The 13,389-nt window shown below is 71.7% G+C and carries 11 protein-coding genes and 1 pseudogene; 4 read left to right on the forward strand and 8 right to left on the reverse strand.

The features are described from left to right. Nucleotides 1-31: 31 nt before the first annotated feature. From H1D24_RS26005 to hrcA, 5 genes are all read right to left on the reverse strand, one after another. Entirely contained in the window at nucleotides 32-424 is a 393-nt protein-coding gene (locus H1D24_RS26005; protein ID WP_181660120.1) for a VOC family protein, read from the reverse strand. A gap of 36 nt (nucleotides 425-460) precedes the next feature. Then, nucleotides 461-1,207 (reverse strand): 16S rRNA (uracil(1498)-N(3))-methyltransferase, encoded by a 747-nt coding sequence (locus H1D24_RS26010; protein ID WP_181660121.1) that lies wholly within the window; start codon nucleotides 1,205-1,207, stop codon nucleotides 461-463. Beyond that, on the reverse strand, nucleotides 1,204-2,277 hold the full coding sequence (locus tag H1D24_RS26015; protein WP_181660122.1) for a nitronate monooxygenase: 1,074 nt from the start codon (nucleotides 2,275-2,277) through the stop codon (nucleotides 1,204-1,206). Before H1D24_RS26015 ends, H1D24_RS26010 begins: the two co-directional genes overlap by 4 nt. A 219-nt stretch (nucleotides 2,278-2,496) precedes the next feature. Further along, the gene (dnaJ, locus tag H1D24_RS26020) at nucleotides 2,497-3,633 is read right to left on the reverse strand and encodes a molecular chaperone DnaJ (RefSeq protein WP_181660123.1); all 1,137 of its coding nucleotides are present in this window, start codon (nucleotides 3,631-3,633) and stop codon (nucleotides 2,497-2,499) included. Further along, nucleotides 3,634-4,650, reverse strand: a complete 1,017-nt coding sequence (gene hrcA / locus H1D24_RS26025) for a heat-inducible transcriptional repressor HrcA (RefSeq protein ID WP_181660124.1) — start codon at nucleotides 4,648-4,650, stop codon at nucleotides 3,634-3,636. 350 nt (nucleotides 4,651-5,000) lie between these two features. Between hrcA and H1D24_RS26030 the strand changes: the two genes are divergently transcribed. Then, a complete protein-coding gene (locus H1D24_RS26030; RefSeq protein WP_181660225.1) occupies nucleotides 5,001-5,741 on the forward strand; it encodes an MBL fold metallo-hydrolase in 741 nt (246 codons plus the stop codon). Between the two features lie 34 nt (nucleotides 5,742-5,775). Continuing rightward, nucleotides 5,776-6,576 (forward strand): DUF3097 domain-containing protein, encoded by an 801-nt coding sequence (locus H1D24_RS26035; RefSeq protein ID WP_181660125.1) that lies wholly within the window; start codon nucleotides 5,776-5,778, stop codon nucleotides 6,574-6,576. Between the two features lie 125 nt (nucleotides 6,577-6,701). On the opposite strand, the gene hemW is transcribed toward H1D24_RS26035, so the two are convergent. Together hemW and H1D24_RS26045 are read right to left on the reverse strand one after the other, a co-directional pair. Continuing rightward, nucleotides 6,702-7,934: a radical SAM family heme chaperone HemW gene (hemW, locus tag H1D24_RS26040; RefSeq protein ID WP_181660126.1), complete on the reverse strand. Its 1,233-nt coding sequence runs from the start codon at nucleotides 7,932-7,934 to the stop codon at nucleotides 6,702-6,704. 69 nt (nucleotides 7,935-8,003) lie between these two features. Further along, nucleotides 8,004-10,649 carry a SpoIIE family protein phosphatase gene (locus tag H1D24_RS26045; protein ID WP_445194927.1) on the reverse strand — a complete coding sequence of 882 codons (2,646 nt, stop codon included), beginning with the start codon at nucleotides 10,647-10,649 and terminating at the stop codon, nucleotides 8,004-8,006. Between the two features lie 134 nt (nucleotides 10,650-10,783). Here H1D24_RS26045 and H1D24_RS42625 point away from each other — a divergent pair, with 134 nt between their 5' ends. Continuing rightward, complete coding sequence (locus H1D24_RS42625) at nucleotides 10,784-10,909, forward strand: hypothetical protein (protein ID WP_258564313.1); 126 nt, start codon at nucleotides 10,784-10,786, stop codon at nucleotides 10,907-10,909. A gap of 89 nt (nucleotides 10,910-10,998) precedes the next feature. Continuing rightward, nucleotides 10,999-11,283, forward strand: a pseudogene (locus H1D24_RS44140) (hypothetical protein); the annotation flags it as partial. Between the two features lie 156 nt (nucleotides 11,284-11,439). Here H1D24_RS44140 and H1D24_RS26050 read toward each other — a convergent pair. After that, on the reverse strand, nucleotides 11,440-13,329 hold the full coding sequence (locus H1D24_RS26050; RefSeq protein WP_181660127.1) for an AMP-dependent synthetase/ligase: 1,890 nt from the start codon (nucleotides 13,327-13,329) through the stop codon (nucleotides 11,440-11,442). Between the last annotated feature and the right edge of the window lie 60 nt (nucleotides 13,330-13,389).

The raw sequence follows: 13,389 nt of genomic DNA on the forward strand, positions 1-13,389 counted from the left end.
CACGCCCGGGGCACCGCGCCGCCCGGGGCCGTCAGCCGCGCATCAGCAGCCACTCCTGGAGCTCCACGAGATTGCCCTCGGGGTCCTTGAGGTGGGCGACGCGCATACGGTCCGTCATGGCTGCGGGTCCGTGCTCCAGGATCGCTCCGCGGCCGACGAGTTCGGCGCAGTACGCGTCGAGGTTGTCGACGCGCAGGACCACCAGGGAGCGGTGCCCGTTCACGGAGTCGGCCAGTTCCCCGAGGACCTCGGCCATCATGGCGCGGTCCTGCAGCGCGATGCCCGCCGAGCCGACGGCCGGGCTGAACTTCTCGTACGGGCCGTTCTCCGCCCCCGACTGGGGCTTCAGCCCGAGCACATCGGCGTAGAAGCGGTAGCAGGCCGCGAAGTCCGAGACGAGCAGCCTCACCTGTGCGAGTTCCAACGCGGCCTCCTTCGTGGGGCGGGACGCCCGGACGCTTCAGGACCAGCGGCCGGTGCGGCCGAGCAGCAGCGCGACGGCCGCCGTCCCCGCGGTCGACGTACGCAGCACGGTACGCCCCAGCCGGTACGTCCGGGCGCCTGCCGCCGCGAAGACCTGCAGCTCTTCGGGTGACACTCCCCCTTCGGGCCCCACGACGAGCACGATCTCGCCCGTGGTGGGGAGTCCGGTGGTGGCCAGCGGCTCGCTGTCGTAGTCCCGTTCCTCGTGCAGGACGGCCGCGAGGTCGGCTTCGGCCAGAAGTGCCGCCACCTGTTTGGTCGTCATCGCGTCCGCCACCTCGGGGAAGCGCACGCGGCGCGACTGCTTGCCCGCCTCGCGCGCCGTCGCCCGCCACTTGCCGAGCGCCTTGAGACCCCGGTCGCCCTTCCACTGGGTGATGCAGCGGGATGCCGACCACGGCACGATCGCGTCGACGCCCGTCTCGGTCATGGTCTCCACGGCGAGTTCGCCCCGGTCGCCCTTGGGGAGGGCCTGCACGACGGTGATACGGGGCGTGGGCGGCGGCTCCTCCTGGACGGCCGTCAGGTCCGTCACGACGAGCCGGTCCTTGCCCTCGGCCGCCTTCACGACGCCTTCCGTCCAGCGCCCGCGCCCGTCGCTGAGGACGACGTCCTCTCCCGGCCGCAGCCGCTTCACGGAGACGGCGTGCCGCCCCTCGGGCCCGTCCAGGACGTACTCGGGGCCGACCGGGACCTCGTCCACCACGAACACCGGCGCGGTCATGAGCCGGCCTCCGCCGACAACGCCGCCTTCGCCGCAGCCAGTTCGGCGGCCAGCACCTCGACGAGCTGCCCGGCCGGAAGATCCCGCGCCAGCCGGTGCCCCTGTCCCGCCCACAGTGCCATGCCCTGCGGGTCACCTGCCGCCGCGGCCGCCTTGCGCAGGCCGGAGGTGAGGTGGTGGATCTGGGGGTAGGCGGCCGGGGCGTACGGGCCGTGCTCCCGCATGAAGCGGTTGACGAGACCGCGGGCCGGGCGCCCGGAGAAGGCGCGCGTCAGTTCTGTGCGGGTGAAGAGAGGGTTGGTCATCGCGTCCTTGTGCAGGGCGTTGGCGCCCGACTCGGGCGTGACGAGGAACGCCGTGCCCAGCTGCGCCGCCTGGGCGCCCGCCGCGAGCGCCCCGGCGATCTGTACGCCGCGCATCATCCCGCCGGCCGCCACGATCGGCAGCTCGACGCTCTCGCGCACCTGTGTGATCAGCGACAGCAGCCCGATGCCCGCGGCGTCGTTCTCGGGGTTGTCGCGGTGCGTGCCCTGGTGGCCACCCGCCTCGACACCCTGTACGACCACGGCGTCCGCGCCGGCCCGCTGCACGGCCTGGGCCTCCTCGACCGTGGTGGCGGTGACCATGGTGAGCGTGCCCGCGCGCGAGAACGACTCGAGCACCTCGGGCGTCGGACAGCCGAAGTGGAAGGAGACCAGCGGCACCGGGTCGTCGAGGAGGATCGCCAGCTTGGCGTCGTAGCCGTCGTCGCGGCCGCTGTCGGGATCACCGAGCTCGGTGCCGTACCAGGCGGCCTCACCGGCGAGCTGGCAACGGTAGACATCGACGGCCGCCGAGTCCGCATAGTCCGGTTGCGGCATGAAGAGATTGACGCCGAACGGCCGGCCCGTCAGCGAGCGCAGCTGTTTGATCTCCTGGTACATCCCGTCGGCGGTTTTGTACCCGGCCGCGAGAAAACCGAGCCCACCGGCCTCCGAGACGGCAGCGGCGAGCTGCGGCCGCGACACGCCACCCGCCATGGGGGCCTGCACGATCGGAACGGGAAGGAGACCGCTCAGTACGCTGACCATGCCCGCATGGTGCCACGTCGCCCAGACAAGACCGAATCCACCCTTCCGCATAACGCCGACACGCTGGTAGCGCAGTGGGCAGCCGCGCCGCTAGCGCTGTGGGCAGTCGTTCCGCAGGGCTGGGGGAGGGTGGGCACAGCCCACGACGCAGGGCACCGCAAAAGTACGGCGCCCCCGCGCAACGGGAAATCCCAGAGCGCGGGGGCACCCGAAAAGGCGTCACCGCCCGTTGAACGCATCCTTGAGCCGAGAGAACAAACCCTGCTGCCCCGGCTGGAACTGCCCCAGGGGCCGCTCCTCTCCCCGAAGCTGCGCCAGCTCCCGAAGCAACCGCTCCTGATCGGGATCGAGCTTCGACGGCGTCTGCACCTCGACGTGCACGACGAGATCGCCGCGGCCCCCGCCCCGCAGATGCGTGATGCCGCGCCCGTGCAGCGGAATCGACTGCCCGGACTGCGTACCGGGCCGGATGTCGACCTCCTCCAGCCCGTCCAGCGTCTCCAGCGGCACCTTCGTGCCGAGCGCGGCGGCCGTCATCGGGATCGTGACCGTGCAGTGCAGATCGTCGCCGCGCCGCTGGAAGACCGCGTGCGGCAGCTCGTGGATCTCGACGTACAGATCACCGGCCGGCCCGCCGCCGGGCCCGACCTCGCCCTCACCGGCGAGCTGGATCCGCGTGCCGTTGTCGACACCGGCGGGGATCTTCACGGTCAGGGTCCGCCGCGACCGCACACGCCCGTCGCCCGCGCACTCGGGGCAGGGGGTGGGCACGACCGTGCCGAAGCCCTGGCACTGCGGGCACGGCCGCGAGGTCATGACCTGGCCGAGGAAGGACCGCGTGACCTGAGACACCTCACCGCGGCCGCGGCACATGTCACACGTCTGCGCCGAGGTCCCCGGCGCGGCACCCTCGCCGTTGCAGGTGTTGCACACCACGGCCGTGTCGACCTGGATGTCCTTGGTGGTGCCGAACGCCGCCTCGTCCAGCTCGACCTCGAGCCGGATCATCGCGTCCTGGCCGCGCCGCGTACGCGACCGCGGGCCCCGCTGGGACGCCGTACCGAAGAAGGCGTCCATGATGTCCGAGAAGTTGCCGAAGCCACCGGCCCCGAAGCCGCCCGCGCCCGCGCCGCCGCTCGCCGAGAGCGGGTCGCCGCCGAGGTCGTAGACCTGCTTCTTCTGCGGGTCCGACAACACCTCGTAGGCGGCGTTGATCTCCTTGAAGCGCTCCTGCGTCTTCGGGTCCGGGTTGACGTCCGGGTGCAGCTCGCGGGCGAGCCTCCGGAAGGCCTTCTTGATCTCGTCCTGGGAGGCGTCGCGGCGCACGCCGAGTACGGCGTAGTAGTCCGTGGCCACTTACGACTCCGCCAGGATCTGTCCGACGTAACGTGCCACTGCGCGTACTGCTCCCATCGTTCCCGGGTAGTCCATGCGGGTCGGGCCGACCACGCCGAGCTTGGCGACTGCCTCGCCGCCCGAACCGTAGCCCACCGACACCACAGACGTGGAGTTGAGCCCCTCATGGGCGATCTCGTGACCGATCCGTACGGTCATGCCCGGATCCTTGGCCTCGCCGAGCAGCTTGAGGAGCACGACCTGCTCCTCCAGCGCCTCGAGCACCGGCCGGATCGTAAGGGGGAAGTCATGTGCGAAGCGGGTGAGATTGGCGGTTCCGCCGATCATCAGCCGCTCCTCGGTCTCCTCGACCAGGGTCTCGAGCAATGTCGAGAGCACGGTCGAGACGGTGCCGCGGTCCTCGTTCTCGAAGGCCTCCGGCAGATCCTGCACCAACTGCGGGACGTCGGTGAAGCGCCGGCCGACGACCCGGCTGTTGAGCCGCGCCCGCAGATCGGCGAGCGAGGTCTCACCGAAGGGGGCGGGGCAGTCGACCATGCGCTGCTCGACACGGCCGGTGTCCGTGATCAGTACGAGCATCAGCCGGGCCGGAGCCATGGACAGCAGCTCCACATGGCGCACCGTCGACCGTGTGAGCGACGGATACTGCACCACCGCGACCTGCCGGGTCAGCTGCGCGAGCAGCCGCACCGTGCGTGCCACGACGTCGTCGAGGTCGACGGCGCCGTCGAGGAAGTTCTGGATGGCCCGGCGCTCGGGCGGGGTCATCGGCTTGACGCCCGCGAGCTTGTCGACGAAGAGGCGGTACCCCTTGTCCGTGGGGATGCGCCCGGCACTGGTGTGCGGCTGGGCGATATAGCCCTCCTCCTCCAGCACCGCCATGTCGTTGCGCACTGTCGCCGGGGAGACGCCGAGGCTGTGCCGCTCGGTGAGCGCCTTGGAGCCGACCGGCTCCTCGGTGCCGACATAGTCCTGGACGATGGCGCGCAGCACTTCCAGCCTGCGTTCACTGAGCATCCGCGCACACCTCCAGTCCAGCTTGTGTCGTCCCGCGTCGTCCCTGCGGCCTCTCGCCTGGCACTCACTGTGCGCGAGTGCCAGCCTTCCCGGGCCAAGTGTACGGCCGGTAGGTATGGCCCCGGCAAGGGCGGTCACACGTCAGCGCCGCCGATATGTGCGGTCTGGGCTGCGGTGTCGTGCCGCGCCGGGCCGCGGGCACTAGCGTCGCCGGTAGGAAACGGACTGCGGATGTGACTGCCCGGTCATGGGGATCATGGCGGACGTGACATGGGGGACGTGATGAACGTGACGTGGGGACATGAGGGACGTGGCCTGGGGCAGATGATGGACGTGGCGTGGGGGACCTGATGGACGTGGCGTGGGGAACACAGGGCTGGGAGAAGTTGTCGCCCCGGGTGGGCCGGCGCCGGCTGCCGGTGTGGGACTGCACGGTCGGCCTGGTCGTGGGCGAGGGGGCGGCGCTCATGGTCGACGCCGGGTCGAGCCTGCGGGAGGGCGCCGAGTTGCGCCGGGAGGCGCAGCAGCTCCTGGGCGGCGATGACCGGCGCGTGACGCATCTCGCGCTGACGCACCCGCACTTCGACCATGTGCTGGGCGCGGCGGCGTTCGCGGGCGTCGAGGTGTACGGCCCGGTGGGGCTCGACTGGGTCTTCGCGGCGGGCCGGAAGGATCTGCTGGCCGACGCGGTACGGCACGGGCTCGACCCGGCGGACGCGGCGGAGGCCGCGGATCTTCTCGTCGCGCCGCGTCACCGGGTGAGCGGCGAGTGGACGCTCGACCTGGGCGGCGGCCACCAGGTGCTGCTGGCGAATGTGGGCCCGGGCCACACAGGGCACGACATGGCGGTCCTCGTCCCCGCCACCGCCACGACCCCCGAGATCGTCTTCTGCGGAGACCTCGTCGAGGAGTCCGGCGAGCCCCAGGCGGGTCCGGACGCGGTGCCGTCCCACTGGCCCGCCGCCCTGGACCGGCTGCTCAGCCTGGGCGGCGAGGACGCGGTTTACGTACCCGGCCATGGAGCAGCGGTGAATGCGGCGTTTGTCCGGGCGCAACGCGATCAGCTGGCGGCCCGGTTCGGCGTGTCGTAGTCACGACCCGCGCCTTCTCCCTATCGTCATTCGAATGCGCCAGTACACTCCGGACCTCACCCCACCCTGGAAGAAGCCGAAGGCGGCACCGGAAGTCCCGGCGGAACCGGGACTGGTCGTCGAGGAGCCGGGGACCGGCTTCTGCGGCGCGGTGATCCGCTGCGAGGCGGGCACGGTCACGCTGGAGGACCGCTTCGGCAAGCACCGGGTGTTCCCGCTGGAGCCCCGCGGGTTCCTGCTGGAGGGCAAGGTGGTGACCCTCGTCCGCCCCTCCGGAGCGACGCCGGTGCGTCCCACTCGTACGGCCTCCGGTTCGGTCGCGGTGCCGGGCGCGCGGGCCCGGGTGGCGCGTGCCGGGCGGATCTACGTCGAGGGCCGCCACGACGCCGAACTGGTCGAGAAGGTGTGGGGCGACGACCTGCGCATCGAGGGCGTGGTCGTCGAGTACCTGGAGGGCGTCGACGACCTCCCGTCGATCGTCGCGGACTTCTCCCCCGGCCCGGACGCCCGCCTTGGCGTCCTCGTGGACCACCTGGTCCCGGGCTCGAAGGAGTCCCGCATCGCCGAGTCGGTGACGAGCGAGTACGCGCTGGTGGTCGGCCACCCGTTCATCGACATCTGGGAGGCGGTGAAGCCGTCGGCGGTCGGCATCCGCGCATGGCCGACGGTGCCGCGGGGCCAGGACTGGAAGACGGGGGTCTGCAGGGCACTGGGCTGGCCGGAGAACACGGGCGCGGCATGGCAGCACATCCTGTCCAGGGTCCACTCGTACAAGGACCTGGAACCTGCGTTGCTGGGCAAGGTGGAGGAGTTGATCGACTTCGTGACGTCGTAGCTACGCAGCTGCGGGCAATCGTGCCTCCCCCAGGCCCTTAAGGCAATGGGGGAGGGTGGGCGCAGCGGCACCCAGCGAGCGCCGGTAAGCGACCCCCGCCCCTGCCCAGCCCAGCTCCGGGCGCCTCAGTCCACCAGGTCCCGCACCACCGCATCCGCAAGCAACCGCCCCCGCAGCGTGAGAACGGCAAGCCCGTCCCCGTACGGACCGCTCTGGAGAAGCCCCTCGGACAGCGCCCGCCTGGACGCGGCGAGACCGTCCGGGCGGAGGAGGGACAACGGGCACCCCTCCCGAAGCCGCAGCTCCAGCAGAATCCGCTCCACACGCCGGTCCTCATCGGAGAGGACCTCGCGCCCGGCCCCCGGCGACCGTCCCGCCGCCAGGGCCCCCGCATACGCCCCCGGATGCTTGACGTTCCACCACCGCACCCCGCCCACATGGCTGTGCGCCCCGGGCCCGGCGCCCCACCAGTCGGCGCCGCGCCAGTACAGCTCGTTGTGGAGGCACCGCCCGGCCTCCGAGGTGGCCCAGTTGGAGACCTCGTACCACTCGAAGCCGGCCCCGGACAGTGCCTCCTCCGCGATCAGATAGCGGTCCGCGTGCACGTCGTCGTCGGTCATCGGGATCTCGCCACGGCGGATCCGGCGGGCGAGCTGGGTGCCCTCCTCGACGATCAGCGCGTACGCCGAGACGTGGTCCGGACCGGCGCCGATGGCCGCGTCGAGGGAGGCGCGCCAGTCGTCGTCCGACTCCCCCGGCGTGCCGTAGATCAGGTCGAGGTTGACGTGCTCGAAGCCCGCCGCGCGCGCCTCGGCGACGCAGGCCTCGGGCCGCCCGGGGGTGTGCGTGCGGTCCAGGATCTTCAGGACGTGCTGCCGGGCGCTCTGCATGCCGAAGGAGATCCGGTTGAAGCCGCCCTCGCGCAGGGCCGCCAGGTACGCCGGGTCGACGGACTCCGGGTTCGCCTCCGTGGTGATCTCCGCGTCGTCCGCGAGCCCGAACTCGTCACGGATCGCCGCCAGCATGCGTACGAGATCGTCCGCGGCCAGCAGGGTCGGCGTACCGCCCCCGACGAAGACCGTCCGCACCTGCCGCGGGTCGTCGCCCAGCACCTTGCGGGCGAGGCGGATCTCGTCGGTCAGGGTCGCCGCGTAGTTGTCGCGGGACGCGAGCACGCCGCCGGTGCCGCGCAGCTCGGTCGCGGTGTACGTGTTGAAGTCGCAGTAGCCGCAGCGGGTCGCGCAGTACGGGACGTGCAGATAGAACCCGAGGGGGCGGTCGGCGGCGCCGGCAAGGGCGTGCGCGGGCAGCGCGCCGTCCTCGGGCACGGGCTCGCCGTCGGGGAGTGCGGAAGGCATGCGTTCCATTGTCCCGTACCGGAGGAATACGCCGGACCGTACCGACAAGCGGACCACCGCCAAGGCTGCTCACTGCGCCTGGAGCACCAGCAGCGCAAGATCGTCCTCCGGAGGCCCGTCCGCGAACTCGTGGACCAGCCGCCGGATCCGCTCGGCCACGAGGGGCGCGCTCAGCCCGGCGCAGTCGGACAGCGCGACCGCGAGCCCGTCGCCGTCGTCGAACTGGCGCCGCCCGGAGCGACGCTCCGTCACCCCGTCCGTGACGCACAGCAGCGTGTCGCCGGCACGCAGCTCGAAGGTCTCACTCTGGTACGTCACGTCCTCGACCACCCCCAGCAGCACCTGGGGCCCGGCCGCGGCCCGTACGTCACCGTCGGGCCGCAACAGCAGCGGCAGCGGGTGCCCGGCGGAGGCGAGGGTGCAGCGCATCCCTTCGCCGGTGGGGACCAGCTCGCCGTAGAGGACGGAGAGGAAGCGGGGCATGGAGCCCTCGGGCGGCACCTCCGGGCCGCCCACGGCGGCGATGGCGCGCGCGGCCGCGTCCGCCGCCTCCGTGGCGTCGTCGAGCAGCAGCTGGTTGAGGCGGTCGAGGACCTCGGAGACCTGGTAGCCCTCGCGGGCCAGCAGCCGCAGCCACGGCCGGGCGAGACCGATGACGACGGCGGCCTCGGGCCCCTTGCCCTGGACGTCGCCGAGCGCGAAGCACCAGCGTCCGTCGCCGGCGGGGAACACGTCGTAGAAGTCGCCGCCCGGACCGCCCTTGTCCCGCGGCTCGTAGACGAGGGCGGACTCGACGCCCGGGATCTTCGCGACCGCCGTGGGCAGCAGTCCGCGCTGGAGGACGCGGCTGATGGTGGCCTGGCGGGCGTACTGCCGGGCCGCGCCGATGGCGAGCGAGACGCGGCGGCTGAAGTCCTCGACGAGCCCGGTGATCTCGTCGGGGAAACGAGCGAGACCGGCCCTGCCGATGACCAGAGTGCCGAGCGGCCGTCCGCCCGCGATCAGCCGGTACGCGAGGGCCGTGCCTGTCACCTCGGACGAGCCGTCCGACGCGCCGTCCGACGAGCCGGGCCACGGCACCGGGACGGCCCCGGAACGCAGCGTCTCGCGGAGGATCGGCGGCTCTTTCTCCAGGATGCGGCGGAGCTCCTCGATGCGGTTCTCGCTGACGTGCCAGACGCGGGCGAGCCGCGGCCAGGCGGACGGTCCCGCCCCGGCGCCGCCGTGCCGGCCGCCTGTTCTGCCGTCCGTGCCCCAGCCCGCCCTGCCGTCCTCGTCGTTCAGCCATACGGCGCACCAGTCGGCGAACCGCGGCACCAGGAGCTGTCCGGCGAGGGCCGCGACGAGGTCCTCGTCGAGCTGCCCGGCCAGCAGGTCGGACGCCTCGGCCAGAAAAGAGAGGGCGCCGCGGTTGACCCAGTCGTGATCCCGGGGGATGCGCCCGTGCGACGGGGACGGGACGTCGGCCTCGCTGAGCCCGCGCTGCAGGATGCTCTCACCTGCGTACGCCTCGAGCTGCAGGATGCTCTCACCTGCGTACGCCTCGATCTCCTGCGCGGCCGGCATGCCGGTGATCGGCAGCCGCGCCCAGACGGTCTTGGTGCCGGGGCGGTAGGTGACCCCCCAGGACGTGCAGAGCGCGGAGACGAGCTGCAGTCCGCGGCCGAACTCGGGGATGCCCTGCGCCATCGGGAGGTCGTCACCGCGCACCGCGCGTGCGGGGTGGTGGTCGGAGACCTCGATGAGGAGGGAACCGGTGGCCTCGGCGTCGGCGGGGTGGTCGGCGGTGCCGGTGGTGCGACGGTCCGGGGAGTACGCACCAGACTCGGTGGTCCGCTCGTCCGGTGCGTACTCGGCACCTTCCGAGGCGTGACCGTCCGGCGGGTAGGCATCGGGCTCCGCGCCCAGGCTGTGGCTGTACGTGCCGTACGCGACGGCCTCCGCGAACCGGCTGTCCGGGGCGTACGCGGGGGCCTCCGCTGCCTGGCCGTCCCGCGTGTACACGCCGGGTTCGGCGGCCTGGCGATCCAGGACATACCCGTCGGGCTCAGCCTGGCCGTCCAGCGTGTACGCGTACGGCTCAGCGGCCGCGACCCGGCCGCCCGAGGCATACGCGGCAAGCTCGGCGACCCGGCCGGCCGTGACGTACGAGCCGGGAGGCTCGGGCTGCTCGGGCGGTTCCAGTCGGCACAGCAGCTCCACGTCGGTGCCCGCGTGCACGACGGCGTTGGTGACGAGCTCGCTCACGAGGACCAACGCGTCGTCGATGAGACGTTCGGCGACGGACGCCGCGAGAACGGAGTGCGGGGCCCACTCATCCGCGGCCACGGCCTCGGCGGCAACGACATCCCCAGCGATGGGGTCGGCGGGCGCGCAGCCCGCCGGCACAGCATCCGTAGCCACGGCAGCACCCGTCGCGGCGGTATCCGTAGCCACGGCGGCATCCGTCGCGGCGGCATCCGTAGCCACGGCGGCACCCGTCGCGGCGGCATCGGCGGACCCGCAGCCCCCCGGCACGCCCGCCACCGGCACGCCCTCCGCCGCCCCGGCATTCGTCGCCCCCGCCCACTCCTCCAGCACCGCACGCACGAAGCGGCGTGCGGCGGCCGGTGCGAGCGGGTTGCCGGGCAGTGACGTACGCGCGACCGGCAGCGGTCCAGGCCGGTGCTCCGGTGACTCGGCGGCACGGAACGCGGTCTTCCGTTGCCTTGGGATGGGCCCCACTGTGCGGCTCCTGAGCAGTTCGGCGAATAGGCCTCAGGCGACTCGGACAGAGTGACAGACTGACCACGCCCATAAGCACCGAGTTACCGAAGTGGCCGGTCATGAGTGAGAACAGTGCTTTGCGCATGCTCGAAAAGAGACAGATTCCGCCCTCGGATCTGCGTTCTCTGCTCGCCGCCATGACGGCTCTGCGCAACGGTGACTTGCGTGTGCGGGCCACCGAGGGAGCCGACGGGTCACGGCTGAACTGACCGCCGTCTTCAGCCAGATCGCCGACCGAGAGCAGCATTCTCCTGGAAGGCAGGCCGCGCCGGCCGGGTGCTCGCGGGACGCCGGGAGCGTACCCAAGCCCGTGAACGTGGACCGGCTGCTGACGGTCGTCTGCGCCCTCCTCGATCCCGAGGGCGGCGGGCCCGACGGGGCAGAGGGCGACGGCACCGTGGGCGAGGGCGCCGAGGGCGGCGGCCCGAGGGCGAGGGCGCCGAGGGCGGCGGCCCGAGGGCGAGGGCGCCGAGGGGCACGACGTCACGGGCCGTATCGCCGAGGTCCCCGACGCCGAGGCACGCCGCCATGCGTGATGAATCCGTTGTTCCGGGACGGCCGGGCGCTCAGAGCGATTCTCTGAGCCCGCCGTCCCGCCGCCGACCGAGTGAGGCACCTGGCTATGCCGAAGAACCATGTCCGCCACATGGAGACCCCGGTGAGGGAGATGCGCGGCGAGACCGGCTAGCCGACGGCAATGCGGTGGGCGGACCGCAGCGCGTCCCGCCCACCGCACGCGTCACGCCTCGCGCGCCCCCGCGTACATCTCCTCGATGAGGTGCTGGTACTCCCGCTCGACCACGGGCCGCTTCAGCTTCAGGCTGGGCGTCAGCTCCCCGTGCTCGACGTCCAGGTCGCGCGGCAGCAGCTTGAACTTCTTGATGGTCTGCCAGCGCTGCAGGCCCTCGTTCATCTTCTGGACGTAGCCGTCGATGAGCTCGACCGTCTCCGGCGCGGCGACCACCTCGGCGTACGACTTGCCGCCCAGGCCGTTCTCCGCGGCCCAGCCGAGGATCGCGGCCTCGTCGAGCGCGATCAGCGCACTGCAGAAGTTACGGTCGGCGCCGAGCACCACGATGTTGGAGGTGTACGGGCACACCGCCTTGAACTGGCCCTCGATCTCTGTCGGCGCGATGTACTTGCCGCCGGACGTCTTGAAGAGGTCCTTCTTGCGGTCGGTGATCTTCAGGTACCCGTCCGGGGACAGCTCACCGATGTCGCCGGTGTGGAACCAGCCGTCCGGCTCGAGGACCTCGGCGGTCTTCTCCGGCAGCCCGTGGTAGCCCTCCATGATGCCCGGGCCGCGCAGCAGGATCTCGCCGTCCTCAGCGATGCGCACCTCGCAGCCGGGCAGCGGCTTGCCGACCGTGCCGGTGCGGTACGCCTCACCGGGGTTCACGAAGGACGCGGCGCTGGACTCGGTCAGGCCGTAGCCCTCCAGGATGTGGATGCCCGCGCCGGAGAAGAAGTAGCCGATCTCGGGCGCCAGCGCGACCGAGCCGGAGACACAGGCGCGCAGTCGGCCGCCGAACGCCTCCCGCAGCTTGGAGTAGACGAGCGCGTCGGCGATCTTGTGCTTGGCGGACAGCCCGAAGGGCGCCGACGCGGTGCCGGTACGGCGGAAGTTGTCCTGGGTGACCTTGGCGTACTCGCGGGCGACCTCGGACGCCCACTGGAAGATCTTGTACTTGGCCGGGCCGCCCGCACGGGCCTTGGCGGCGACGCCGTTGTAGACCTTCTCGAAGATGCGCGGCACAGCGGCCATGTACGTCGGCTGCACGACCGGCAGATTCTCGATGATCTTGTCGATCCGGCCGTCGACGGCGGTGACATGGCCGACCTCGATCTGGCCGCTGGTCAGCACCTTGCCGAAGACGTGTGCGAGCGGCAGCCAGAGGTACTGCACGTCGTCGGCCGCCACCAGGCCGGTCGCAGCGATGGCCTTGGCCATGTACGACCAGTTGTCCTGCGGCAGCCGCACGCCCTTGGGGCGGCCGGTGGTGCCCGAGGTGTAGATCAGGGTCGCAAGCTGGTCGGCGGTGATCGCCGAGACCTTCTTCTTGATCAGGTCCGGGTTCTTCTCCAGATACGCGGCGCCGCGCACCTCCAGCTCGGCGAGCGTGAGAACCCAGCCCTCGGGCTCGTCGGCGGCGGCCTCGACGCCCTTCGGGTCGATCACCACGACATGAGTGAGGCCCGGCAGCTCGGCACGCTTCTCACGCGCCTTGGCGAGCTGCGCCGCATCCTCGGCGATCAGAACCCGGCTGTCCGAGTCGGACAGGATGAACGCGGACTCCTCGGCATTGGTCTGCGGATAGACGGTCGTCGTCGCCGCGCCCGCGCAGAGGATGCCGAGGTCGGAGAGGATCCACTCGACCCGGGTCGAGGAGGCGAGGGCCACCCGCTCCTCGGGCTGCACGCCCAGCTCGATCAGCCCGGCCGCGATGGCGTAGACCCGCTCGGCCGCCTGCGCCCAGCTCAGCGACTTCCACTCGTCCGGCCCCTCGCCGGAGGACGACGGCACCGGATAGCGATAGGCCTCAGCGTCCGGTGTGGCCGCCACGCGCTCCAAGAAGAGAGTCGCCACGGACGGCGGTCGGTTCTCGATCAGGGTCTGTGTGTCGCTCACGACATCCTCCGGGCCCGCGACAGTGCGTTCCACTGACTCACAGTGCCTGCGACTGACTAG

It is taken from the genome of Streptomyces himalayensis subsp. himalayensis, from assembly GCF_013778455.1.
Classification (GTDB): domain Bacteria; phylum Actinomycetota; class Actinomycetes; order Streptomycetales; family Streptomycetaceae; genus Streptomyces; species Streptomyces himalayensis.